Here is a 22,903-nt window from a genome sequence, read left to right as displayed (position 1 = left end):
ATGACTGTTTGCCGTGAGGCATTAGCGCCACGCCTTGAAAGTGAGCGCCTCATTCTGCGTGGCTTCGAGCCAGCAGACCTAGATTCCAGTTATGCGCTTCGCAATCACGAAGTCGTTTATCAATACATTTCCGGCAAGCCTTCAACACGGCAAGAGTGCTGGTATCGCCTATTACGTGCGACGGGCATGTGGGCGTTCAAAGGCTATGGATCATGGGCGATAGAGCAGAAGGATAGCGGCGCCTACCTTGGTGAAATTGGTCTCTTTGAGACAAAGAGCAACTTTTCTCTTGCCAACGGCAACCTGCCTGAAATGGGCTGGATGCTCTTTCCAGAGTACTTCGGCAAGGGTTTTGCCAATGAAGCCGCACAAACCGTTCTTGCTTGGGCGACAGATCACTTGAAAGATCGCGAGATTTACTGCCTCGTAGATCCTGTGAACACGTCCAGCGTCAGACTCGCAAAGCGGCTCGGATTTGTTGAAACAGGCCGTTATCTCAATGATGGGATTGAAGACTTGGTGTTTCGAAAGGTGCTATAGGGTTGCCCACATGAATGGACCCCCCTTAACCTGATCTCTGTTTTCAAAGACCTTCCCGGTGTTTCCACTCCAAATCCCACTCATCATGGACATCTGTCATGACAATGATCGGCGGCCCTGCCCCTCGGCTTGAAAGCGAACGCCTAGTCTTGCGCGGCTTTCTGCCAAAGGACCTTGAACCAAGCAGCAAACTCTGGATGCAGGAAGAGGTCTATCGCCATATCTCAGGCAAACCCTCCACACGGTCAGAGTGTTGGTCACGTCTTTTGAACTTCTCCGGCATGTGGAACCTTATGGGCTTCGGCTACTGGGCTGTCGAAGAGAAAACAACGGGTGCATATGTGGGCGAGATCGGCTTTGCTGATTTCAAGCGTGAGATGTCCGTTCCCATTGAAGGAAAACCTGAGATGGGCTGGATCCTCTCTCCTGATTTCTTTGGTAAAGGGTTTGGCACAGAAGCCGTCACGACCGCACTCCTCTGGGCGGACCACCATCTTCCCTTTTCCGAGGTGGTGTGCATCATCGCGCCTGAAAACACTGCCAGCCAAGGCCTTGCTCGGCGCGTTGGCTTCATTGAGGAAGAACCGGTTCTTTTCAAAGATGAAAAGACCCTGTTCTATCGTCGTCAGCTCACAGCGAAGGCACGCGCGCGATAGCTGAGACACAGGTGTGCAGCTTGCTCTTTGCTGGGGAGGTCTGTATGCACGTGGCCAAACCACAAGCAGATGGCAAGATGCAGAAATACGACAAGATCTATTCAAAGAACCAAGACTACTTCGGCCATACCTCGAAGCAGTTCACTACCATGTTCAACAATCTGGATTTCGATGCCGGGCTTATTTTGGACGTTGGTGCCGGACAGGGCCGCGATGCAATCTATCTGGCCAATCGAGGTCATCATGTGATTGCGCTGGACAGTTCCGCAGTGGGCTTGAAGCAGCTCGAAGAACGCATTGAAAATGAAAAGCTCTCAATTGAAACCGTGCATGCGGATGCGATTGGCTATCATTGTTCCCATGAGTTCGACGCTATCGTGTTCGATCGCTTTTTCCATGAGCTGCCATCCAACAACCGAGTGCGTGTTTTGGAGAAGTACATGGGCATGCTCAAAAGCGACGGCTACATGCTGGTGGCAGATGACAAAAGCGTGCTTCCCCAGCTCCGCGATTCTCTGAAAAAAGCCGGTTTCGATATCATCCGAGACAAGAATGGTATCTTGTTCAGCGTCAAACCCTAGCTCTCTTGAGCATTTCGACAGTGGATTGGTGCTGCTTCAAGCGGTCATTTTCAATCACGGATTGGTGATGGCTGGCTCTAATCGCGCGAGCCGCCATGCGCCTCTCTGATTGATTTGGCGCTGAAACGCGCGGTTTCCTTCGCAAGAACGTTAAACAATAAATGGAAATAGGCCCGCAATGCGCCAAACTGTTCATTTATAATGAACAGTCAGTTCAGTTGCAATTTCACAAGAACCTCACAAAATCCCATCATGGTTTTTACGCAGATCGCTGGACGCGATTGACCGAACAGGAAGGTACTTGGAAATGATGAACCGCTTTGCAGCACTTGCTCTGACAACTGCTCTCTTCACCGCGCCAGCTTTGGCCGATCCAGTCGAATACGAGTTCGACATGTCCCACGCGAACATCGCGTTCACCTACAATCACCTTGGCTACTCCACCACCGATGGCCGTTTTGGCTCGTGGGAAGGCAAGCTTCTCATCGACGAAGAGAACCCTGAGAACTCAACGGTAAACATCACCATCGATGTAAACAGCCTCGACACTTTCTGGGAAGCTCGTGACAAGCACCTGCTTTCCGCTGACTTCTTCAACGCGGAAGCTCATCCACAGGCAACTTTCGTAAGCACCAATGTTGAGCGCACAGGCGAGACAGAGCTGAAGGTAACCGGCGACCTCACCATCAACGGTCAGACCCAAGAAACCGTTCTGAACGTAAACGTGAACAAGATTGCCGAGCATCCAATGCTCAAGAAGCCAGCCATTGGCTTTACAGCAACCACAACTCTTCTTCGCTCCGAGTTCGGCATGGAACAATACGTTCCTTACGTATCCGACGAAGTGGAAGTCGTGATCAACGCTGAGACGCTGATCAAGCAGTAATGGAAAGCGGGCGAAGGCGTTTTAATTGTCTTCGCCCAACGCACCGAGGTCAGACATGATAAAAAACACTCCTCTCAATTACGGCTTGGTCGCAATGAGCTTTCATTGGCTCATGGCACTCCTGATTATCGGTCTCATCGCCCTCGGCTTGTACATGGTCCGTCTTCCCTTGACGGATCCAGAGACTTTTCAGCTTTATCAGCTGCACAAGTCTTTTGGTTTTGTGGTTTTGGTTCTGGCTGTCATGCGCCTCGTCTGGCGCTTTTTGAACCCATCTCCGGAACTGCCAGCGGGAATGCCATGGATTGAGCGCCTAGCCGCGCACCTGGGCCATGCAGGTCTTTATGGTCTGATGCTTTTCCTGCCGCTTTCTGGATGGCTGATGGTTTCTGCGTCCCCTTGGGGCTTGCCGACGGTCATCTTTGATAGTTTCAATCTGCCTCACCTGCCGGTTCCAGCGTTTTTGGGAACAAAAGAGCAAGCGGAAGGCCTGTTGAAGATCGTGCATGAATATGCAGCCTACTTCTTGATCCTGATGGTAGTCCTGCATGTTGCCGCCGCACTTAAGCACCATTTCATCTCCAAGGATGATGTGCTGCGTCGCATGACGCGCCTGAAGTCCGACTAACTCGGCCCTCTCACTAATGGATCGAAAAGGAACTGTGATGTCCTCTTTGAAAGCACTCGTTGCCGCAGGCGTTTTGGCAACCACCACGCTCTTTGCTGCGCCATCCTATGCAATAGAATGGACGGTCGACAGCGACAAGAGCGCCCTCACCTTCGACACCATGCAGAATGGGCAGCCGCTCTCCGGCACGTTCCAGAACTGGACTGCAGTCATCAACTTCGACCCGGCAGATCCGGAAAACGGCAAGATCGAAGCAACCATCTCTACCCAGTCGGCTGATACGGGCAATGGCCAGATCAACCAGACACTGGCTAGCGATGCATGGTTCAATGTTGCGCAGTTTGAAAACGCGGTCTTCAAATCCGAGACCATTGTCCCAACCGCCGGAAATGGCTTTGAGGCGCAAGGAACTCTCAGCATTCGCGGCATTGAGTTGCCTTTGACGCTCCCATTTACCTTGAGCATTAAAGATGCGACAGCGCACGCAGTTGCGACTGTTGATCTCAGCCGCACTTCCTATGAAATGGGCAAGGACATCTCCCCAGAAACAGTGCCAGACAAGGTCGTGGTAAAGCTGGATCTGTGGGCCACACGGTAACGGCGCATGAGTTATCCACGCGCACGCTAGGTAATCACTTTACCTAATCGGTTAAATTGCCAATCAAAAGGCCGGAGCGCTTTGCGCATCCGGCCTTTTGACTATAAAACCAGAGCCAACAAGGCCGAAGGCCGAAATGCTGCAGATAAACCAGAGATCTTGAGATGTCAGAGAACCTTCCTCCAGAGTACGTCCACTCCTCGCTTTTTCCGCTTGGCCCCGACGAAACGCCCTACCGCAAACTCACTGACCAATATGTGAGCACCGCCGAGTTTGACGGCGAGACCGTTCTGAAGGTGGAGCAGGAAGGCTTGCGCTTGCTCGCAGAGGAAGCCTTCAAGGATATCAACCACTACCTGCGCGAGGGCCATCTACAGCAGTTGCGCAACATTCTGGACGACCCGGAGGCGACTGAGAACGACAAGTTCGTCGCTTACGATCTTCTCAAGAACGCCAATATTGCCTCTGCTGGTGTGTTGCCCATGTGTCAGGATACGGGCACGGCGATCGTGATGGGCAAGAAGGGCCACCGCGTCTGGACAAATGGCAAGGATGAAGCCTCTCTTGGCGAAGGCGCGCGCGATGCCTACTTCCACAAGAACCTGCGCTACTCTCAGCTGGCACCGCTGTCCATGTTCGAGGAGAAGAACACCAAGAACAACATGCCAGCGCAGATCGATCTCTACAGCGAAGGTGAAGACGCCTACAAATTCCTGTTCATGGCAAAAGGGGGCGGCTCTGCAAACAAGACCTTCCTGTTTCAAGGAACCCCCAGCCTGCTGACACCAGAGCGAATGATCGAGTTTCTGAAGGAAAAAATCCTGACACTCGGTACTGCTGCCTGCCCGCCCTACCATCTTGCCATTGTTATTGGTGGCACATCTGCGGAAATGAACCTCAAGGCTGTGAAGCTGGCCTCTGCACGCTACCTGGACCAGCTACCGAAAGAGGGCTCCGAACTTGGCCATGCTTTCCGTGACACGGAGATGGAAGCGCAAATTCACAAGTTGACCCAGTCCACGGGCGTCGGCGCTCAGTTTGGCGGCAAGTATTTCTGCCACGACGTGCGAGTGATCCGCCTGCCACGCCACGGCGCGTCGCTGCCAATCGGCATTGGCGTTTCCTGCTCAGCAGACCGCCAAGCCACGGGAAAGATCACAAAGGACGGTATTTTCCTCGAGCAATTGGAACGCAATCCGGAGCGGTTCCTGCCGGAGGTGACCGAGGACGACTTGGCTGATGATGTGGTCAAGATTGATCTGACCCGGCCAATGAGCGAGATTTTAGGCGAGCTCACAAAGCACCCAATCAAGACACGCCTTTCTTTGACCGGGCCTTTGATCGTTGCTCGCGATCTGGCGCACTCCAAACTAAGAGACCTGCTTGAGAGCGGTCAGCCGCTGCCTGACTATATGAAGAACCATCCCGTCTACTACGCAGGCCCTGCCAAGACGCCTGAAGGGATGCCCTCCGGATCATTCGGTCCAACCACAGCGGGCCGTATGGACGCCTATGTGGACCAGTTCCAAGCTGCTGGGGGCTCCATGGTCATGTTGGCGAAAGGTAACCGATCTGCGCAGGTGCGCCGCGCCTGTCAGGCACATGGTGGCTTTTATCTGGGCTCCATTGGCGGCCCGGCCGCTCGCCTTGCTCAAGATTGCATCAAAAAGGTTGAAGTACTCGAGTTTGAAGAGCTCGGCATGGAGGCTGTCTGGAAGATTGAAGTTGAGGATTTCCCAGCCTTCATCGTGATTGACGACAAGGGCAACGACTTCTTCAAGGAGCTGAATCTGGGCTAATGGTCCCACGGCATGGGCTGGCCGTGGCCAGCCCATTTTCACGAGCTACCAGCCCTACGGCAATACCAGCGATTCTTTAGTTAGCGGAATTCAACAATCGTGATTCCAATTTGCACTTGATTGAATCTGATCTCTTTTTAACCAGATTTACTTGTTCTCCGCTGCAATTTATTAATTACACCAGACACTTCCCCGCAAAATTACTGCACACGCCAAAGCTGCGTTAACCGCTTTGCAACGCGCCGATGACAGCGTACACTTACTTGACGCAGAGGCACCCTCATGTAGTCGAGAAAAAATAAACATAATTACAGGGGATCACTATGCTCAGACTGTTGGCCATCGCGGCCATCCTGCTGACCGCAGGCTTTGCAGCAACATCATCTCAGGCCGCAAGCGGTAAATTTTTCGACCCAACCTCCAAAAAGTGGGTGTCTTACGGGGCAGCCAATTACGGTAAGTCTCCCATCAAGCGCAAGATGGTTTCATACAGTGGCCCCTATGGACCGGGCACTATTGTTGTAAACACACAAGAGCGGCGCCTCTACCACATCTATCCGGGCGGCCAAGCCATGAAGTACGGTGTTGGCGTTGGCCGTGACGGCTTTCAGTGGGCAGGGACACACCGCATCACCCGAAAAGCTGAATGGCCAGGTTGGACACCCCCAGCCGTGATGCGCGAACGTGAGCGTCGCAAAGGCCGTATTCTTCCAGCTTACATGGAAGGTGGTCCCAACAATCCATTGGGTGCCCGAGCGCTTTACATCGGCTCTACCATCTACCGTATCCATGGTTCCAATGAGCCATGGACAATTGGCTCAGCGGTTTCATCCGGGTGCATTCGTCTTGCAAATGAGGACGTCATCCACCTCTATGAGAACGTGCGAGTTGGTTCAAAGGTGGTTGTGCTTCGCTAGCCTCAGACTGCCCATTGGACCAAGCGGCCTTGCGAGCTTCGACTCCCTCGCAAGGCTGTTTTTGTTCTCAGACCCTAGTCCCTTGAAAGCCCCTTCGCCTCCAGCTCCTTCAGATAGCGCTCCCACAGTTTTGAGCGGTCTCGATTGAGCTCGTCAAAATAGCTCCACGTAAAAATCCCGGTGTTGTGGAGATCGTCGAACACAAGTTTTACGGCATAGTTTCCGACCGGCTCCACCCCGATTATCTGCACCTGACGCTTTCCCGCGACGGTCTTTCTCTGGTGCGGTGCATGCCCCTGAACTTCTGCACTCGGAGAATTTACGCGCAAGAACTCGGCAGTGAACTCAACGGCTTGCTTGTTGTCGTAGGACACAACGAGGGTTCGTTTATCTTGCTTCAATCGAATTTCAGTGGGCCACGGCACAGTCTCGGTTGCCAACTCTTTACTCCACGCTCTAACAGTTGCATTGCCCTGATGTGGGGCTTGGGTCAACAAAATGTCAATGCCCCGCCATTGACGCGTGTGCACCGATAATTAGATTGAATCCACAATAATACTTAGAAACCCATTTCAGGAGGGGCTTTTGGAGACGGCAAATTCCTTTGTGACCGCGCATCAGCCGCAATTGATTGACCCGTTCGGACGCGCCGTGACATATCTTCGTGTGTCCGTGACCGACCGCTGCGATTTCCGCTGCCTTTACTGCATGGCAGAGGACATGACGTTTCTTCCCAAGCGCGAAGTTCTCTCTTTAGAAGAGCTGGACCGGCTGTGTTCCGCGTTCATTGAGAAAGGCGTGCGGAAGCTTCGCCTAACTGGCGGGGAGCCCTTGGTGCGCAAGAACATCATGAGCCTCATCCGTTCGCTTTCAAGACACCTTCAAACAGGCGCTCTGGAAGAACTCACGTTGACAACCAACGGCTCGCAACTGGCACGCTTTGCCGATGAACTCGCGGCGGCTGGCGTCAAGCGCGTGAATGTGTCCGTCGACACTCTCAACCCGGTGAAGTTTAAAGAGGTCACCCGCTGGGGCGATCTGGCAAAAGTCCTGGATGGTATTGAAGCTGCAAAAGCGGCAGGCCTTCAGGTCAAGATCAATGCTGTTGCCCTTAAGGGCGTCAACGAACACGAAATCATCCCCATGATGGAGTGGGCCCACGACGAAGGTCACGACCTGACATTGATCGAAACCATGCCGCTTGGTGAAATCGACGGGGACCGAGTGGACCAGTATCTGCCGCTGAATACTGTTCGCGCGCGTCTGGAGGAACGGTTCACCTTGGAGCCGATCGCCTACAAAACCGGCGGACCTGCACGGTACTATTCAGTATCAGAGACCGGTGGACGCCTCGGACTGATCACGCCCCTCACCCACAACTTCTGTGAGGGCTGCAACCGTGTACGAGTGACCTGCACAGGACAGCTCTACATGTGCCTTGGACAAGATGATCAGGCCGATCTGCGTGAGCCCTTGCGGGCCTCAGAGGGGAACGAATTGCTGTCACAGGCCATCGAGGAAGCAATCAGCCGCAAACCAAAGGGCCATGACTTCGTCATTGATCGAGACACAAAAAAACCGGCTGTCTCACGTCACATGAGCGTTACCGGTGGGTAAACTTGTATCGCGAATGAAAAAAACCCGCCAGCACACGCTGACGGGTTTACGCATGGCTATCACTACTAGTGACTATGATCCTGTCAAGCCCTCTGCGGTGAGCTTATCATTGATTGCTGTAAACGCCTGAGAAAGCTGATCCCCCAGAAGGCCAACTGCCGTGATGATCGCGACTGCGATCAAGCCTGCGATCATTCCATATTCGATTGCGGTCGCACCGGACTCGTCTTTCAGAAACTTTGCAAACATGTGTTTTACTCCAACTGAACCCAAATTGCCCCTACATGTCCCGAGGGCATGGCCAGACAATACGGAGCAGTTTCTTTCCAATCTATGAACAAAAATGGGGCAGAACTGTCATGTCAGAATCCAGGGGTAAAGGCAGGCAGAAAGCTGAGCATCCGCTTCGGCTAAAATTAGATAAGCAATTGTTTTAATAAGACTATTACCATCACATATGACTTTTAAATGTTTTTACCGTGCATTAACTAAAGCTTTAACTAGGCTGTAAAAAATCACAATGGCGGCAAACTCGACTTAGATGAATGACAGTTTTGTTGGGACTCACTCATCAAGATTCCCCAAAAGATAAAGGGCGCTATTTGCGCCCCAAAATCCACTTCAGAAATGTCAGCGCCGCTTTGGACCTGGCGCAACTTCCCCTCATCAGGAGGGTGTTCATTGGCTTGCCGTTGATTTCGGAAGCCGAGGCAAAATGGTGCACGATCATGATGGTTCTCCTTTTCGAACCTTTGGTTTTCCGAGGGGGGACAGCACCGTCCTCGGTAAGCGTTCCAGCCCGGTCACCACAGCCGGGCTGGGAAGAAAATTCAGGCTGTGGCAGCTGCGCGCGTTGAAGCGGGGTCCTGAGAAGCGCTCGGGCGGCTTGCTGCTTTTTTGTTGACTTCGGCCTGTTCCACGGCCTGTTCTGCGCGCAGACGCAACCGCTCACGATGAACAGTGTAGAGGCCTGAGCCAACGACGATCACCATTCCGGTCATCGTGATCCAGTCCGGGAACGTTCCCCAAACAAGCACACCAATTGCTGTTGCCCACAAAAGGCCCGTGTAACGCATTGGAGCTACCGCGACGAGTTCGCCCAAGCGGTTGGAAACAATAGCGAAGTAATAGGCCCCGATGATAAAGGCAGATGACCCAAGGATCGGCCAGAGGTACCACGTGTCCACCGGCACCCAGACTTCGGTTGCGCCAAGCCCAGCCCCCATGAAGGTGACGGCAACGCAGACAACAAAAGTCACACCAAATGAAGGCAGGCCCTTTGGCATGCGCCGGGTCACAAGATCTCGGGTGGCCATAAAGAACACCGCTCCAAGAGCCAGCAGGGCCCATGCGTCGAAGCCATCAAGGCCGGGCTGGATAATCAGCATCACACCAACAAAGCCGGAGGCCACAGCGCTCCAGCGCCGCCAACCGACAATCTCGCCATAAACAATGGCGGCACCTGCGGTCACCATAAGCGGCATGGCCTGCAGCATGGCAGTTGCGTTGGCCATTGGCATCTTGGTGAGTGCAGTCAGGTACATCATCGACCCAATCACTTCCAACAGCGCACGGGCCAGAACCACTGGATGGCACAGGCGCCAACCAATCTTAAACTGCCCCAGATAGAGGCACACCATACCCATCAATGCTGTTGTTACGAGGCCGCGGAGGAAGATAACCTGCCCCAGAGGCATTGTCTGGGCGGTGTATTTCAATGTCGCATCATTGAACATGAAGAAGGCGGTCGACAAAAACATTGCCAACAACGCGCGGCCATTTTCTTTGGCAAGCATTCCCTGGGCACTCCAAATCGCCGGGAGATTTACAATTTGAGAAAGCGGCAACCGAAGGTCTCCACACAGGTCGCCACATCCCCTTCGATCCGGTTGTTACCGTAACGCGATTTGGAGTAATTTAAGACGCGACAATACGACGCCTTAGAGCTATTTCTATTGAAATATCAGATATTTACATAGTTGTACGCACTAGGGTTTAGACGTAGACTTTAGGCTAAGAAACCAAACTCCCGCGCAGAACAGACCGCGAGAGAGTTGCTTTTGCATCAGGAAAGGTTCTTTACTCGATCACGATCCGAGGGGCTGGCTTGGTCAGCACTTCGCCTTTGTTCTCCAGCGCTGTCTTGATCTCCTCACCAATCGTCATATAGGCATGGCTCACAGTGCTATCTGGCGCGGCAGCGACGATCGGCGTTCCTGCGTCCGACTGCACGCGTAGCTCCATGGTGAGCGGCACCTCTCCCAAAAACGGCACCTTCATCTTTCGCGCCTCTTCCCGCGCACCGCCATGGCCGAAGATCTCATGACGTCCCCCACAATCAGGGCACACAAAGTGGCTCATGTTTTCAATTACGCCGATAACCGGAATGCTCACCTTCTCAAACATCGCAACGCCGCGTCGCGCATCCAGCAATGCCAAGTCCTGCGGCGTGGACACCACGATACTGCCAGTGAGAGGCACTTTTTGCGCCATGGTCAGCTGGACGTCACCGGTGCCCGGCGGCATGTCCACCACAAGCACATCCAATTCGCCCCACGCCACTTCGCGCAGCATCTGGTTGAGAGCTGATGTCACCATCGGCCCTCGCCAAATCATGGCCGTTTCTTCGTCAACCAGAAAACCGATAGACATCAATTTGATCCCATGGGCCTCCATGGGCTTCATTATGCGCCCTTCGACGAGCTCAGGTTTGCCGGAAACCCCCATGAGTTTGGGAACTGAAGGGCCGTAGATATCAGCATCCAGCAAGCCGACGCGAAGCCCCAATCTGGAAAGCGCGATCGCCAGATTGGCGCTTGTGGTCGATTTGCCCACGCCGCCTTTGCCGGAGGCAACGGCAATGATGTTGGCAACTCCAGGCACCTCAAGTTTCCCCCCACCGCTCGGCCTTGAGGCTTGCGTTTCTGGCGCAGGGGACTTTTGCGCGGCCGGTCCAGAGCTGACAGCTGCGGCGGGTGCTGAAGGTAATGGGGCTGATGCCGGCGCCCTGCCCGGGGTTTTTTCAGCAGTAAGCACGGCCATCACCTTTTCCACGCCCGGCAGGACGGAGACAATTTTCTCCGCCGCCTTGCGCATACCTTCAAGGCGCTCGGCCTCATTTGCAGGAATTTTAATGGAGAAAACCACGCGCCCATTCAGAATGGAAATGTCGCTAACCAACTGTTTTTCGACAATGTTGCTGGTGCCTGTGGGATCCTTGACCTGTTGTAAAACCTCCAGCACGCGCTCGTTTGTCAGTTCATCCTCTTGCTGGCGACCCTTCTTCCAAAACATCTCAAAGTCCCTGTTCTATGAGGCTCCAGCCCAACCCGGCGAGCCTGTTTGGTCTTGCTGTGCCCCACATGTAGGCATCTCGTGCCGCCTTGTCACGCAGGTAGCACCGCACCTATCACATCTATTTAGAGGAAACATTAGCCAGCCTAGTTACTTGAAACAAAATCAACTAGAGAAAGCACTGTTGCTTATTACAACTTTGATTTTATTTCCTCACTATTAACAAGCGCAAATCTTTCAAGAGTTCCCATTAGTTTTTTGGAAACCCTGATCTCCTAAGCTTTCCAAAGGTTAAGGAGAAAAACATGAGTGTCTCGCAGCTCTGCTATCGCAGTCGCATCCACTGGCCCGCGCTCCGGCACGATCTGGACACGGAGATGGACCTCACCTTGATGCGTATTCGTCGTATCAATTCCAGAGCTGGGGTTACCGGTGCTCTCATTCTCACAGATACCCATGTTTTTCAGATGCTGGAAGGACCATGGGAAGCCGTCAAACGCACATTCGAATGCGTTCTTCAGGACAAAAGACACAGTCATTTGACAGTGCTTCATAACGGCACACAAGAAAACAAGTTGTTTTATGGCAGCTGGATGCAGTTCTTTGACCTGAGAAGCGAGGACGATAGTAACGCTCCAGATCCGTTTGATGACTTTTCAAGAAACGCTGACAGAATGCATCGCGACGGAGTGCTTGAACTCTTTCAAGTGCTGTCCCTGACACTTACCGAAAGGCAACTTACCAACCGCCTTTCCCTGATGTAGCCAGCTAATTACTGAATTGATTAAATTTTTGGGAAAACGCAAAATAGCCATTTTCACACGCATATGTTGAGATAACTTAGGGAAAACGCTTTTTTCAGATGCAACGCCAAGGCGAGACACCTGAAAAAACTACAGGAAAGATCCACATGTGCACCCCAAGCCATACGGGCAATCCGGATGCGACCTCAGCCGCTGCAGCCTCCTTCCAAAAGCAGGGGGTACGGGACCGCATTATCGGTTGCTTGCTGTGTGGCGGGCAATCTCGCCGTATGGGTGGGCATGATAAGACCTTGGCAGAGCTCAACGGCAGGAAACTGGTGAACATCACCGCCTCTCGCCTCGCCCCTCAGGTCAAGTCACTTGTCGTCAGCGTAAACAATCCGACCGAAGACCACATCGGCCTTGATGTGCCGCTTCTCCCCGACACTCTTCCAGGCCAACTTGGGCCCATGGCGGGTATTCTGGCGGCGATGGAGTGGGCTCGAGTGAACGAGCCGGACGCTATCTGGATTGTAAGCGCTGCGGCTGATACCCCATTCTTCCCACTGGATCTGACTGAGAAGCTTGCAGAACCGGCTGGTAGTATTGTGCCACTGATTACCATGGCCCAGTCCCGCGAACAGCTTCACCCAACCTTTGCGCTCTGGCCCATCTATCTGGCGGAAGACATTCGTACCTATCTGTTGATGGGAGGACGAAGCATTCAAGGCTTTGTTCGCGAACGCACCCCGCCAGTTGTCAGTTTTGGCGGACCAATCGTTGATGGTATTGAAGTCGACCCCTTCTTCAACATCAACACGCCACAAGACCTTGAGATTGCAAAGGTCGCAGATGCGAGCGTGATTGAAGCAGTCTTCAACCTCTAGTCTTTTGTTGCAGGCAACCAACTTCCCGCGCGCCCTGCAAGCCCTACACCACGCATACGTATATATCCCCAGATCCAGCGCCCTCGGCCCGCATACCCTTGAGATTCGAGGATATCGTTGGGTAAACTGCCTGTTTAACTGGTATATTAGCGGAATAATTTTCCCCAGATCCATCATATTGACGGCATATCATGCAATCTGACAGCGGATTTGACGAAAGTTTCAGCACTGGACCCGTCAATAAGCTTGATCCATGGAAAGATTTGATGTGAACTGAGTACGGGTCAAAACGGGGGCAACTCCACGAGAGCCCGTAACAAATAAACACCAGGGGAATAACAATGCGTTTTATGCGTTTTGCAGCTGTTGCGGCTTTGGCCGTAGCAACTATTGGGGGAGCTCATGCAAAGGACTGGAGCAAAGTTCGCATGGGCACTGAAGGTGCTTACCCTCCGTTCAACTATACTACTGCTGACGGCAAGTTGGTCGGGTTTGATATCGAAATCGGCAATGCCCTCTGTGAAGAACTCAAGATTGAATGTGAGTGGGTAACTCAGGACTGGGACGGCATTATCCCCGGTCTGGTTGCAGGCAAGTACGACACCATTCTGGCGTCCATGTCCATCACGCCTGAACGGCAGGAGCAGATCAGCTTCTCCAACAAGTACTACAACACCCCTCCAGCAATCGCCGTTCGTAAGGATTCTGAACTAGCTGGCGTCACTGCGGATGACCTCAAGGACATTTCCATCGGCGCTCAGTCTTCCACAACGCACTCCGTATACGCTGAAGAATTCTTCACCGAATCCGACGTTCGCCTCTATCCAACCGCAGAAGAGTACAAACTTGACCTCGAAAGCGGCCGAGTTGATGCGGTAGTTGACGACGTGATGGTGCTTTCGCAGTGGATTGATTCTGAAGAAGGTTCTTGCTGTAAGATCCTCGGCACCCTAAAGTCCGTCCCACGGATCCACGGTGAAGGTGCTGGCATTGGCGTTCGCAAAGGCGACGAGGACCTTGCCAACATGTTCTCCGAAGCAATTGTGGCGATCCGCGCAAACGGCAAGTACAAAGAAATCAACGACAAGTACTTCAAGTTCGACGTTTACGGCGAATAAGCCTGCGCGACATCGGCTGTGTTACATGAGCGGCGGGGATGTATTCCCCGCCGTTCGCCTTAGGTGCAAGAAGGAACACCTTAGCAATGAATGACATTCTGGTAATGCTCTCGTTCGGTCCAGATGGTTGGGGAGACCAGATCGCAGCGGGCGTTTATATTACCGTTACACTGGCACTCGCCAGCCTGCCGCTTGGCCTTGCCATGGGTCTTGTTCTGGCGCTGGCGAAGAAATCCGCAGAGCCTTCTTTACGTGCATGGGCTGACGTCTACACGACAATCTTTCGCGGCCTTCCTGAATTGCTGACCCTGTTTTTGGTGTACTACGGGGGCCAGATACTCATTCAGGAAGTGCTCAGTGTTTTCGGGGTGACCAATTTTGAAGTCAGTGCCTTCTTTGCGGGCATGATCGCCCTGTCACTTGTTTTCTCCTCATATGCTTCCGAGGCCTTTCTCTCGGCTTTTCGCGGCATTTCGCAGGGCCAGTATGAAGGCGCGCATGCACTCGGGCTTTCAAAATTCCAAACCCTGCGCTTGGTTATTCTTCCTCAATTGATCCGCCTGTCCCTGCCGGCGCTGGGGAACCTGTGGCTGATCTTGTTGAAAGAAACCAGTCTGGTCTCGATCATTGGTTTGAATGACATTATCCGCTATTCAAACATGGCCGCACGCACCACGAAGGAACCGTTCCTGTTCTTCTCCATCGCATGCGCCATCTATCTGGTTCTTGCGCTCATCTCTTCTGTTGGCATCTCACGCCTTGAAAAATGGACCAAGCGTGGGGAGGCCCCAAGATGACAAACAGCGTAACGAATACAGCCTTGCCAGACACCGCTGAACCGACAATTCAGAAGCCAGAGCCGCCAAAGAAAGGCTGGACGTTCGGGCGTGTTGTCGGGAACTTTCTGGTGACCCTTTGGATTATCGCAGGCCTTGGCATTCTTTATTTTCTGGTGGTACGCAACAACGTCACCATCAACTTCAATGTGGCTGAGGGCTTTCCTTGGGTTGATCTGAGTGCAGACCCAAAGTTCCTGCAACGCTATGGCATGAAGCTCCTTGAAGGTTTTTGGGTAACCCTTCAGGTCGTCGGTGTTTCGGTCCTTTTGGGCGCACTTCTCTCAGTGCCAATCGCCGCGATGCGCATGTCGAACGTGAAAGCTTTCTCGGTCATCGCATATGCGTACGTCTATTTTTTCCGCGGCACACCAATGCTGGCGCAGGTCTTTCTGATCTACTACGGCGCTGGATCTTTTATGCATGAACTCCGCGATATGGGGCTTTGGAGCTTTTTCAGAGATGCCTGGAACTGCGCCATCTTTGCATTCACGCTGAACACAGCGGCCTATCAGGCGGAAATTCTGCGCGGTTCGATCCAGAACATGCCAAAAGGTCAGTGGGAAGCAGCATCAGCTCTCGGTTTGCCGCGCTGGCTCACCTTCTGGAAGATCATTCTACCGCAAGCATTGATTGTGTCTCTGCGCCCTTACGGCAACGAGATCATTCTCATGATCAAGGGATCCGCGATTGTGTCCATCATTACAATTCTGGATCTGATGGGCGAAACACGCCGCGCCTTCTCTCGGACCTATGACTTTCAGGCCTATGTCTGGGCCGCCATCATGTATCTGGTCATGGTGGAAACGCTGCGCCGGATCTGGAACCAATTGGAAGCGCGCCTGACACGTCACCTTCAACGGTGAATTTCAGCCCCCGCCCTAATTGGAGCGGGGGCTTTTTTGTGCCTACCTGCACGTTCCATTGGCCTAATTGCTGGTTGCGCCACCAATCTGGAGCGCTAAACTCCGGCTCCGATCTGATCTAAAAACGAACAATCTGAGGGGGATAGCATGGCAAAAGTCGCTTTTCTTGGACTGGGTGTAATGGGCTACCCCATGGCAGGTCATCTGGCGACGAGTGGCAACCACGATGTCACCGTATACAACCGAACGACTGCAAAAGCGGAAAAGTGGGCCAAGGAATTTGGTGCCGCATTTGCTCCGACGCCTCAGGAAGCAGTTCAAGACTGCGACGTGGTTTTCTGCTGCGTTGGCAACGATGATGACCTGCGCGGGGTTACGATTGGTGACGAGGGTGCCTTTTACGGCATGAAAGCGGGTGCGGTATTTGTTGATCACACCACTGCGTCCTCCGAGGTCGCTCAAGAGCTTGCACAGGAAGCTGAAGCCAGAGGTTTTTCCTTTCTGGATGCCCCCGTATCCGGCGGGCAAGCAGGGGCAGAGAACGGGGTTCTGACCGTGATGGTTGGCGGAAACGAAACCGCGTACGAGCGCGCCCTTCCAATCATGGAGTGTTTTTCAAAAAAGGTTGGCTTGATGGGACCAAGCGGCGCAGGTCAGCAAACCAAAATGGTCAATCAGATTTGTATCGCAGGTCTGCTTCAAGGCCTTTCTGAAGGCATACATTTCGCAGAAAAAGCTGGCCTTGATGTGGAGAAGGTCATTGAAGCCATCTCCGGCGGCGCTGCGCAGTCCTGGCAGATGGAAAATCGATGGAAGACCATGCATGCCAATGAGTATGAACATGGCTTTGCCGTTGACTGGATGCGCAAAGATCTGAAGATCTGCCTCAAGACAGCCGACGAGATCGGCGCACGCTTGCCGGTTACAGCGTTGGTGGATCAGTTCTACGCTGAAGTACAGGCCATGGGCGGTGGGCGCTGGGACACTTCCAGCCTGCTGGCCCGCATGAAGAAAGCCGACAGCTGAGACAAAGAAAAGCCAGAGTGACCGCACTCTGGCTAATCACTTTTCTAATTGTTGCTGTCAGGCGCCAGCCACCTTCGGCTTTTCGCTGGGAACATATCCAAGCGGCAGTTCCGTGGTGTATTTGATCTGTTCCATCGCAAAAGTGGTCGACACATCTGCAATTTCGATCTTTGCGATCAGGCGTTTGTAGAATGCGTCGTAGGCATCGATATCCGGCACAGCCACGCGCAACAAATAGTCCACCTGCCCTGCCATGCGGTAAAACTCGACAACCTCTGGAAACTCCCTGATGACATCGGCGAATTTTCGCAGCCAGTCATCGGTATGCTGGTTCGTGGTAATGGCCACAAAAGCCGTCACCTTGGCATTTACCTTTTTGGGGTCTAGCACCGCAACACGGCGCGTGATCACGCCGTCTTCTTCCAGCTTTTGAATCCGCCGCCAACATGGTGTGGTTGAAAGGCCTACTCTGCGCCCAATTTCCGCGACCGGAATGGTGCAGTCTTCCTGAAGTATCGACAGGATGCGTCGGTCGATGCGATCAATCATTTAGGGCCTCTGGTTGTTATCATGGCGAGCAGCTAGTGGTTCAGGCGTATCATAAAGTGTCCCGCGCCTTGCGCTACGATCTGTTTTTTCTATTTCACCAGAATTGTAGATCAAAATTCTAACTGAATAGACTTTTTAATGTGGTGGTTTCTCTACATTTACAGAAATCACCATTAGTGTGGAACCACTTTCCAACGGCTCCGACCTTTTTTGATGTTCGGTCAGACGGAAGGTTGCAGACAGCTGCATTCCATGGCCCTTGCAGCAATGTCTGGCCAATTCCTACAAGGTCGCCTAAGCCATCAGCCGGGCGACCTCTTTTTTTACAAGCGGCAAGACCTGCTCCTCAAACCATGCATTCTTTTTCAGCCAGGCGTTGTTGCGCCATGATGGGTGCGGCAATGGCAGAACAGCTGGCCCCTCCCCATTTTCTCGACGCTTCGATGTCACCTCCCAGATCTCCTTAAAACTGGCGATGGTTTCTCGCGAGCGCTTTGATGCCAGTTCACCCAAGTGGTACTGATGCGCGTGCGCGCCCACTGCAAACACGGTTTCAAGCTGAGGCATTTGGCGAAACACATGATCATGCCATGTCCGCCGGCATTCCTTACGCGGCGGCTTGTCGCCCCCTTTGCTATCAAGACCGGGAAAGCAGAACCCCATAGGCACGATCGAAAGCAAATTCGGATTATAGAACTGAGCCTCTTCGATGCCCATCCACTCACGAAGGCGTACACCTGAGGGATCCGTAAACGGACGCCCGGAAGCGTGAACCCGCGTCCCCGGCGCTTGCCCACATATGCATAAGCGCGCAGTGCTGGAGAGGACCGCCACAGGCCTTGGCTCGTGAGGTAGAGGCGCCCACAAAGGTGCCTCTACACAAACACGGCATGAAGAAATCGCGTCCTCAAGCTGCCGTAAGGTATCAAATGCGCTCAAGGACAGGCCTCAACCGGCGATGCTTGGTCGTTGTTTGACCTCACCAAGCCAGCGATGAAGGTTTGAAAGGCTTTCCGGCACTTCAACCTTGGCAGGACGTGCGAAAATCATAGCCACATAGGTCGTAATATCCGCAATGCTGAACTTATCTCCGGCAACAAACTCATTCTTTGCAAGTTGCGCGTCGAAGACTTCCATGGCTTCCAACGCTCTCGGACGATTGGCCTCTGACCAGTCCTTGATCTGCGGCACTTCCAATTTGGCCATTGCTGGATGGGAATGACGGAACACACTGGCAATTGCCAGCAGAAGATTAAGCTCTGCGCGCCGGTTCCACATTTCAATAACCGCCTGTTCTTCGGCAGAAGACCCCATCAACAACGGCTCAGGCTGTAGTGCCTCGAAGTAACGGCAAATTGCCACCGATTCAGAAATCAGCGTCCCGTTGTCCAGCTCCAGCACAGGAACGCGCTTCATGGGATTGAGCGCTGTGAAGGTTGGAGTTTGAGCCTCCCCCTTCATGATATCCAGCACTTCGGTTTTAACGTTAATGTTCTTTTCTTTAAGAAAGATCTCTACACGCACCACGTTTGGTGCCCGCTCTGAAATAAAGAGTTTCAAAAATCGCCTCCCTCAACTCAAAGAAGAATCTATGAGATTTCGCAGTGTACTTGTTCCAGTATGACGCAGCAAACTAAACTACGCAATTTTGTATTTACCAAATATTTACCATAGTATTCAGAGCATTATTAAGGAAAAGTGTTCATGGTGGCCAAATAGGAAAGTATCCGCTCAGTCTAAATCAAAAACAGGCCACCTTCCTGATGAGCAAAGTAAACACGACGGGTCGCAATGAGACGAACAAAATTGACGGAGCACGCGCTGCGCGCCGCCGACAGTTTGCTCAAACTCTGCGTTCAAACAGTGGGAGACTGAATTCCAAGCCCGCTGAGCTTGGTTTTGAACCCGAGCTGGTCTTCATGTTCGTGAAGAACCGCCTGAGTGCCGCCTATGCGCTTCCTTTATTCATGAGTGTGGTCGCGGCCATTTCTTCACTATGGCTACCGTTGATGTGGATCTCGGGATGGCTGTTTGGTGCCCTTGCGCTTCATCTCCTCATCAACTGGCGCACCCGGCGCATTGAACTGAAGCTCCTGAGACGGCGAAAGCTGAAGTCCATCAAGCTCCAACTCACTTTGAGCGATGGTATCTATGGTTTGATCTGGACCAGTTTCCTGCTTTTGAGCCTGAAACCCATGCCCGTGAATGGCCTGGACGTCTTTCAGTTTGCCACGGTTCTCATTGTCATCGCAATGAGTACCATGCTGTCATCGGCGCTACCCACGGCCCTGTTGGCTGCGACAGTGCCGATCACAGCGACACTTGTTGTCTGCTTCATGAGCTACGGTTCCTCCATTCACTTCGCCATGGCTGCCATGGCCATCGGCGCTCAGGGGTTCTTCATCATTCTCAGTCACCAGCTTCACGCCTCGGCGCTGACCATGCTGGCGACACGCGCCGAAAAGGATGACCTGATTGCAGAGATGGAACAGGTGAACGCTCTGGCCTTGGAGAGCCGCCGCCGTGCAGAGGAAGCCAATCTTGCCAAGTCGCGCTTCCTTGCTACCATGAGCCACGAACTGCGCACGCCGCTGAACGCCATTTTGGGCTTTTCGGAGGTGATGAAAGATGAGGTCTTGGGCAAGATGCAGAACCAGACCTATCTGGATTACGCAAGCGACATCCACAAGTCTGGTCAGCACCTGCTCAACCTGATCAACGAAATTCTGGACCTCTCCCGGGTGGAAGCTGGCCGCTATGAATTGAATGAAGCGCCCCTTCCCCTAGATGAAGTTGTTGAGGCGTGCAAGGGCATGATGCAAATGCGCATCAAAGCAAAGAACCTTTCCTTAAGCGAACGCTACGAGGCTAACCTTCCGCTATTGGTTGCTGATGAGCGGGCCGTGCGGCAGATGGTTTTGAACCTGCTTGCCAATGCAGTGAAGTTCACTCCCGATGAGGGCGAGATTTTCATTACCGTCGGATCGACCGAAATGGGTGGCCAGTTCGTAAGCATTGCGGACAACGGTCCAGGCATTCCTGAGGACGAGATACCGTTGGTTCTGCAGGCCTTTGGTCAGGGCTCACAAGCCATACAAGGCGCGGAGCAAGGAACTGGCCTCGGCCTCTCCATTGTTCAAGCGCTGGCGCACATGCATGACGGACGCTTTGATCTGGATTCAAAGATGGGTGAAGGAACGATTGTACGCATCGAATTTCCGCCAAGTCGTGTTGTCCGCGATCCAAGCTCGCCGTTCACACACCCTGAAAACAGCTTCGATGGCATGTTAAAGGCGGGATAAGCCTAAAGCTCCCCGCCTCTTTAACCCAGCTCAAAGCCTGAATGGCTCAGTCGCCTGCTGCGTTCTTCACGCCTGCCATTTCAAAGGTTGCCATCCCCGAGTGGGTCTGCGCAGCTGCCTTCACGATGCCTGCGGCGACAGCTGCCCCAGTGCCCTCACCCAAACGCATTCCAAGGTCCAGAAGTGGATTTCCATTCATGGCTTCAATGGCCTTGCGGTGCGAAGGTTCTGCGGAGGCATGCGCAAACATGCAATGATCAAGGGCGGTCTTGTCCATCTGATAGAGAACAGCCGCTGCCGAGGTCGTGACGAAACCGTCGATAAGAACCGGAACGTGCTGCATGCGCGCGGCGAGAATGAGACCCGTCATCGCGGCAATTTCACGGCCACCGAGACGGCGCAACACTTCGAATGGCTCCATGGACTGGGGGCCGCCACAACGCGCCACCGCGTCTTCCACCGCCTTCACCTTGAGTGCCAATGCCTCGCCCTTGACGCCTGTGCCGGGCCCTACCCATTGTTCAGCCGTACCGCCGAACAGAGCATAGAAGATGGCCGCGGCAACGGTGGTGTTTCCAATGCCCATTTCACCAAGGCACACCAGATCAGAACCACCGGATAAAGCCTCCATGCCAAAAGCCATGGTGGCAGCGCAGTCAGCTTCCTCAAAAGCGTCTTCCAAGCAGATGTCGCCGGTTGGCACTTCCAATGCCAGTTCAAAGACCTTCAGGCCAAGATCGTTGGCGATGCAAAGCTGGTTGATGGCCGCTCCGCCTGCTGCGAAGTTGGAAACCATCTGCTCGGTCACTTCAATTGGAAACGCGGAAACGCCGCGCTTGGCAACGCCGTGATTGCCCGCGAAAACTGCAACCAGTGGACGGGTGACGCGCGGCTTTGGGTTACCTTGCCAAGCAGCCAGCCATTCCACGATTTCTTCCAGACGCCCCAGAGAGCCCTGCGGCTTTGTCAGCTCTGCTTCCCGCTTTCTAACAGCAGCTACTGCTTCCATGTCTGGTCCCGGCATCGCCTCCACGAGTGCTCGAAAATCGTCAAAGGGCAAACCAGTGGTGGACATGGACATAGTATTTCTCCAGCGCGAGTAGTCAGCGGTTCTGCGTGTCGGTACTGTGTGTTCTATAAGCAAGCGCGGGTGTTTTACAATCGCCGATGCGAGGCACATGTGCCCAGCCATTCCTTCAGTCAATAGGCGCAAAAAGTTACAGAGCATGCCCAACCAAGGCCCCGTGGAGAAAACGGAAACACGCGAACAGCCGTTAGCCGTTGATATCGTTACGTGCATTCGTTTCTTCTCACGCATTCCCGTCCCATGCATTGGCCTGAATGACAGGCTGGACCAAGCACCAGACTTTCGCCGTACTGCACGCGCTATCCCTCTGGCCGGGCTGTTGATTTCTTTACCCGCAGCGTTGGTTCTGCTGATTTTTTCCTTCACTGGCCTGCCAGTCTTGGCAACAGCTTTGATTGCTGTCGCAACGACAGCGATTCTCACCGGCTGCCTACATGAAGATGGCCTTGCCGATGTCTTCGACGGTTTCTTTGGCGGCACCACCCGTCAAAAACGCCTTGAGATCATGCATGACAGCCGCATTGGCACATTTGGGACGTTGGCACTGATTTTCACCGTAGGTCTGCGGATCGTTCTGCTTGGCACTGCCTTGGAAGAGATTGGCGGCTTTGCCACGGCCATGCTCTATCTGATGGCGGAGACCATCGGCCGCAGCAGTATGGTTGCAGCCTGGCACAGCCAGCCAAGCGCCAATCCGGGGGGCCTCGGACACCGGTTTGGTTTGCCGGATTGGGAAGCCGTGATCTGGAGCGTTCTTACGACACTTGTCCTGTGGCTCCTGACTTTGCTTGCGCTCCCCCTCTCACAGCTTCTTCTCGGTTCAATCGTCTCACTGGGCGTTGCTGTTGGCTTTGTTGCTGTGGCTCGCAGCAAGATAGGCGGTGTGAGCGGGGATGTTTTGGGCGCACTGCAGCAAATTTGCAGCATCTCGTTTCTATTTGGATGCGCCTTGCTGTGAGGCTTCACAGAGCTG

The 22,903-nt window shown here is 53.4% G+C and carries 25 protein-coding genes; 17 read left to right on the top strand and 8 right to left on the bottom strand.

What is annotated here, in order from left to right:
* The 8 genes from Q3Y58_RS08675 (at position 1) to Q3Y58_RS08640 (ending at position 6,605) form a co-directional block, all read left to right on the top strand.
* Complete coding sequence (locus Q3Y58_RS08675; protein WP_319621952.1) at positions 1-540, top strand: GNAT family N-acetyltransferase; 540 nt, start codon at positions 1-3, stop codon at positions 538-540.
* A 98-nt stretch (positions 541-638) separates the two neighbouring features.
* Positions 639-1,196 (top strand): GNAT family N-acetyltransferase, encoded by a 558-nt coding sequence (locus Q3Y58_RS08670; protein WP_319621951.1) that lies wholly within the window; start codon positions 639-641, stop codon positions 1,194-1,196.
* 44 nt (positions 1,197-1,240) lie between these two features.
* Positions 1,241-1,777 carry a class I SAM-dependent methyltransferase gene (locus Q3Y58_RS08665; RefSeq protein WP_319621950.1) on the top strand — a complete coding sequence of 179 codons (537 nt, stop codon included), beginning with the start codon at positions 1,241-1,243 and terminating at the stop codon, positions 1,775-1,777.
* A 307-nt stretch (positions 1,778-2,084) separates the two neighbouring features.
* Positions 2,085-2,663 carry a YceI family protein gene (locus Q3Y58_RS08660; RefSeq protein ID WP_319621948.1) on the top strand — a complete coding sequence of 193 codons (579 nt, stop codon included), beginning with the start codon at positions 2,085-2,087 and terminating at the stop codon, positions 2,661-2,663.
* A gap of 55 nt (positions 2,664-2,718) precedes the next feature.
* Positions 2,719-3,291 (top strand): cytochrome b, encoded by a 573-nt coding sequence (locus Q3Y58_RS08655; RefSeq protein WP_319621947.1) that lies wholly within the window; start codon positions 2,719-2,721, stop codon positions 3,289-3,291.
* A gap of 37 nt (positions 3,292-3,328) precedes the next feature.
* Entirely contained in the window at positions 3,329-3,889 is a 561-nt protein-coding gene (locus Q3Y58_RS08650; protein WP_319621946.1) for a YceI family protein, read from the top strand.
* A 164-nt stretch (positions 3,890-4,053) separates the two neighbouring features.
* Positions 4,054-5,688: a fumarate hydratase gene (locus Q3Y58_RS08645; protein WP_319621945.1), complete on the top strand. Its 1,635-nt coding sequence runs from the start codon at positions 4,054-4,056 to the stop codon at positions 5,686-5,688.
* 323 nt (positions 5,689-6,011) lie between these two features.
* Positions 6,012-6,605, top strand: coding sequence for a L,D-transpeptidase (locus Q3Y58_RS08640; protein ID WP_274217141.1), 594 nt, complete (start codon positions 6,012-6,014; stop codon positions 6,603-6,605).
* A 74-nt stretch (positions 6,606-6,679) separates the two neighbouring features.
* Here the strand turns inward: Q3Y58_RS08640 and Q3Y58_RS08635 are convergent, their stop codons facing one another.
* A complete protein-coding gene (locus Q3Y58_RS08635) occupies positions 6,680-7,006 on the bottom strand; it encodes a gamma-butyrobetaine hydroxylase family protein (protein WP_319621944.1) in 327 nt (108 codons plus the stop codon).
* Between the two features lie 184 nt (positions 7,007-7,190).
* On the opposite strand from Q3Y58_RS08635, the gene moaA reads away from it, so the two are divergent.
* Positions 7,191-8,222 (top strand): GTP 3',8-cyclase MoaA, encoded by a 1,032-nt coding sequence (gene moaA, locus Q3Y58_RS08630; RefSeq protein WP_319621943.1) that lies wholly within the window; start codon positions 7,191-7,193, stop codon positions 8,220-8,222.
* 72 nt (positions 8,223-8,294) lie between these two features.
* Here the strand turns inward: moaA and Q3Y58_RS08625 are convergent, their stop codons facing one another.
* From Q3Y58_RS08625 to apbC, 3 genes are all read right to left on the bottom strand, one after another.
* A complete protein-coding gene (locus Q3Y58_RS08625) occupies positions 8,295-8,471 on the bottom strand; it encodes a Flp family type IVb pilin (protein ID WP_274217145.1) in 177 nt (58 codons plus the stop codon).
* A gap of 581 nt (positions 8,472-9,052) precedes the next feature.
* The gene (locus tag Q3Y58_RS08620) at positions 9,053-10,018 is read right to left on the bottom strand and encodes a DMT family transporter (RefSeq protein WP_319621942.1); all 966 of its coding nucleotides are present in this window, start codon (positions 10,016-10,018) and stop codon (positions 9,053-9,055) included.
* Positions 10,019-10,301: 283 nt separating this feature from the next.
* Positions 10,302-11,516, bottom strand: coding sequence for an iron-sulfur cluster carrier protein ApbC (gene apbC / locus Q3Y58_RS08615; protein ID WP_319621941.1), 1,215 nt, complete (start codon positions 11,514-11,516; stop codon positions 10,302-10,304).
* Between the two features lie 305 nt (positions 11,517-11,821).
* Between apbC and Q3Y58_RS08610 the strand changes: the two genes are divergently transcribed.
* From Q3Y58_RS08610 to Q3Y58_RS08585, 6 genes are all read left to right on the top strand, one after another.
* The gene (locus Q3Y58_RS08610) at positions 11,822-12,280 is read left to right on the top strand and encodes a BLUF domain-containing protein (RefSeq protein ID WP_319621940.1); all 459 of its coding nucleotides are present in this window, start codon (positions 11,822-11,824) and stop codon (positions 12,278-12,280) included.
* A 146-nt stretch (positions 12,281-12,426) separates the two neighbouring features.
* Positions 12,427-13,146: a molybdenum cofactor guanylyltransferase MobA gene (mobA, locus tag Q3Y58_RS08605; protein ID WP_319621939.1), complete on the top strand. Its 720-nt coding sequence runs from the start codon at positions 12,427-12,429 to the stop codon at positions 13,144-13,146.
* 341 nt (positions 13,147-13,487) lie between these two features.
* Positions 13,488-14,264, top strand: coding sequence for an ABC transporter substrate-binding protein (locus tag Q3Y58_RS08600; RefSeq protein WP_319621938.1), 777 nt, complete (start codon positions 13,488-13,490; stop codon positions 14,262-14,264).
* An 86-nt stretch (positions 14,265-14,350) separates the two neighbouring features.
* On the top strand, positions 14,351-15,061 hold the full coding sequence (locus Q3Y58_RS08595) for an ABC transporter permease (protein ID WP_319621937.1): 711 nt from the start codon (positions 14,351-14,353) through the stop codon (positions 15,059-15,061).
* The gene (locus tag Q3Y58_RS08590) at positions 15,058-15,966 is read left to right on the top strand and encodes an ABC transporter permease (protein WP_319621936.1); all 909 of its coding nucleotides are present in this window, start codon (positions 15,058-15,060) and stop codon (positions 15,964-15,966) included. The genes Q3Y58_RS08595 and Q3Y58_RS08590 overlap by 4 nt, the downstream gene beginning before the upstream one ends.
* Positions 15,967-16,113: 147 nt before the next feature.
* Positions 16,114-16,992: an NAD(P)-dependent oxidoreductase gene (locus tag Q3Y58_RS08585; RefSeq protein WP_319621935.1), complete on the top strand. Its 879-nt coding sequence runs from the start codon at positions 16,114-16,116 to the stop codon at positions 16,990-16,992.
* A 57-nt stretch (positions 16,993-17,049) separates the two neighbouring features.
* Here the strand turns inward: Q3Y58_RS08585 and Q3Y58_RS08580 are convergent, their stop codons facing one another.
* The 3 genes from Q3Y58_RS08580 to Q3Y58_RS08570 all read right to left on the bottom strand — a co-directional run bounded on the left by Q3Y58_RS08580 (position 17,050) and on the right by Q3Y58_RS08570 (position 19,101).
* Positions 17,050-17,538 (bottom strand): Lrp/AsnC family transcriptional regulator, encoded by a 489-nt coding sequence (locus Q3Y58_RS08580; protein ID WP_461668048.1) that lies wholly within the window; start codon positions 17,536-17,538, stop codon positions 17,050-17,052.
* A 297-nt stretch (positions 17,539-17,835) separates the two neighbouring features.
* Positions 17,836-18,480, bottom strand: a complete 645-nt coding sequence (locus Q3Y58_RS08575; protein WP_319621934.1) for a uracil-DNA glycosylase family protein — start codon at positions 18,478-18,480, stop codon at positions 17,836-17,838.
* 9 nt (positions 18,481-18,489) lie between these two features.
* The gene (locus Q3Y58_RS08570) at positions 18,490-19,101 is read right to left on the bottom strand and encodes a glutathione S-transferase (RefSeq protein ID WP_319621933.1); all 612 of its coding nucleotides are present in this window, start codon (positions 19,099-19,101) and stop codon (positions 18,490-18,492) included.
* Positions 19,102-19,304: 203 nt separating this feature from the next.
* On the opposite strand from Q3Y58_RS08570, the gene Q3Y58_RS08565 reads away from it, so the two are divergent.
* Positions 19,305-20,843, top strand: a complete 1,539-nt coding sequence (locus Q3Y58_RS08565; protein ID WP_319621932.1) for a sensor histidine kinase — start codon at positions 19,305-19,307, stop codon at positions 20,841-20,843.
* 46 nt (positions 20,844-20,889) lie between these two features.
* Here the strand turns inward: Q3Y58_RS08565 and cobT are convergent, their stop codons facing one another.
* Positions 20,890-21,918 (bottom strand): nicotinate-nucleotide--dimethylbenzimidazole phosphoribosyltransferase, encoded by a 1,029-nt coding sequence (cobT, locus tag Q3Y58_RS08560; RefSeq protein ID WP_319622120.1) that lies wholly within the window; start codon positions 21,916-21,918, stop codon positions 20,890-20,892.
* Between the two features lie 151 nt (positions 21,919-22,069).
* Here cobT and Q3Y58_RS08555 point away from each other — a divergent pair, with 151 nt between their 5' ends.
* A complete protein-coding gene (locus Q3Y58_RS08555) occupies positions 22,070-22,888 on the top strand; it encodes an adenosylcobinamide-GDP ribazoletransferase (RefSeq protein ID WP_319621931.1) in 819 nt (272 codons plus the stop codon).
* Positions 22,889-22,903 lie beyond the last annotated feature (15 nt).

Origin of the sequence: Nesiotobacter zosterae, assembly GCF_033843645.1 — a bacterium.
In the GTDB taxonomy this organism is placed as follows: Bacteria; Pseudomonadota; Alphaproteobacteria; order Rhizobiales; family Stappiaceae; genus Pseudovibrio; species Pseudovibrio zosterae.
Note: the sequence above shows the minus strand (reverse complement) of the source record. Positions and strands in the feature narration are given on the sequence as shown.

What these genes read in the sequence shown, in the direction of transcription:
- Q3Y58_RS08675 (WP_319621952.1), top strand. Translation starts at nt 1, where the DNA reads ATGACTGTTTGCCGTGAGGCATTAGCGCCACGCCTTGAAAGTGAGCGC.
- Q3Y58_RS08670 (WP_319621951.1), top strand. Translation starts at nt 639, where the DNA reads ATGACAATGATCGGCGGCCCTGCCCCTCGGCTTGAAAGCGAACGCCTA.
- Q3Y58_RS08665 (WP_319621950.1), top strand. Translation starts at nt 1,241, where the DNA reads ATGCACGTGGCCAAACCACAAGCAGATGGCAAGATGCAGAAATACGAC.
- Q3Y58_RS08660 (WP_319621948.1), top strand. Translation starts at nt 2,085, where the DNA reads ATGATGAACCGCTTTGCAGCACTTGCTCTGACAACTGCTCTCTTCACC.
- Q3Y58_RS08655 (WP_319621947.1), top strand. Translation starts at nt 2,719, where the DNA reads ATGATAAAAAACACTCCTCTCAATTACGGCTTGGTCGCAATGAGCTTT.
- Q3Y58_RS08650 (WP_319621946.1), top strand. Translation starts at nt 3,329, where the DNA reads ATGTCCTCTTTGAAAGCACTCGTTGCCGCAGGCGTTTTGGCAACCACC.
- Q3Y58_RS08645 (WP_319621945.1), top strand. Translation starts at nt 4,054, where the DNA reads ATGTCAGAGAACCTTCCTCCAGAGTACGTCCACTCCTCGCTTTTTCCG.
- Q3Y58_RS08640 (WP_274217141.1), top strand. Translation starts at nt 6,012, where the DNA reads ATGCTCAGACTGTTGGCCATCGCGGCCATCCTGCTGACCGCAGGCTTT.
- Q3Y58_RS08625 (WP_274217145.1), bottom strand. Translation starts at nt 8,471, where the DNA reads ATGTTTGCAAAGTTTCTGAAAGACGAGTCCGGTGCGACCGCAATCGAA.
- Q3Y58_RS08620 (WP_319621942.1), bottom strand. Translation starts at nt 10,018, where the DNA reads ATGCTTGCCAAAGAAAATGGCCGCGCGTTGTTGGCAATGTTTTTGTCG.
- apbC (WP_319621941.1), bottom strand. Translation starts at nt 11,516, where the DNA reads ATGTTTTGGAAGAAGGGTCGCCAGCAAGAGGATGAACTGACAAACGAG.
- Q3Y58_RS08610 (WP_319621940.1), top strand. Translation starts at nt 11,822, where the DNA reads ATGAGTGTCTCGCAGCTCTGCTATCGCAGTCGCATCCACTGGCCCGCG.
- mobA (WP_319621939.1), top strand. Translation starts at nt 12,427, where the DNA reads ATGTGCACCCCAAGCCATACGGGCAATCCGGATGCGACCTCAGCCGCT.
- Q3Y58_RS08600 (WP_319621938.1), top strand. Translation starts at nt 13,488, where the DNA reads ATGCGTTTTATGCGTTTTGCAGCTGTTGCGGCTTTGGCCGTAGCAACT.
- Q3Y58_RS08595 (WP_319621937.1), top strand. Translation starts at nt 14,351, where the DNA reads ATGAATGACATTCTGGTAATGCTCTCGTTCGGTCCAGATGGTTGGGGA.
- Q3Y58_RS08590 (WP_319621936.1), top strand. Translation starts at nt 15,058, where the DNA reads ATGACAAACAGCGTAACGAATACAGCCTTGCCAGACACCGCTGAACCG.
- Q3Y58_RS08585 (WP_319621935.1), top strand. Translation starts at nt 16,114, where the DNA reads ATGGCAAAAGTCGCTTTTCTTGGACTGGGTGTAATGGGCTACCCCATG.
- Q3Y58_RS08565 (WP_319621932.1), top strand. Translation starts at nt 19,305, where the DNA reads ATGAGCAAAGTAAACACGACGGGTCGCAATGAGACGAACAAAATTGAC.
- cobT (WP_319622120.1), bottom strand. Translation starts at nt 21,918, where the DNA reads ATGTCCACCACTGGTTTGCCCTTTGACGATTTTCGAGCACTCGTGGAG.
- Q3Y58_RS08555 (WP_319621931.1), top strand. Translation starts at nt 22,070, where the DNA reads ATGCCCAACCAAGGCCCCGTGGAGAAAACGGAAACACGCGAACAGCCG.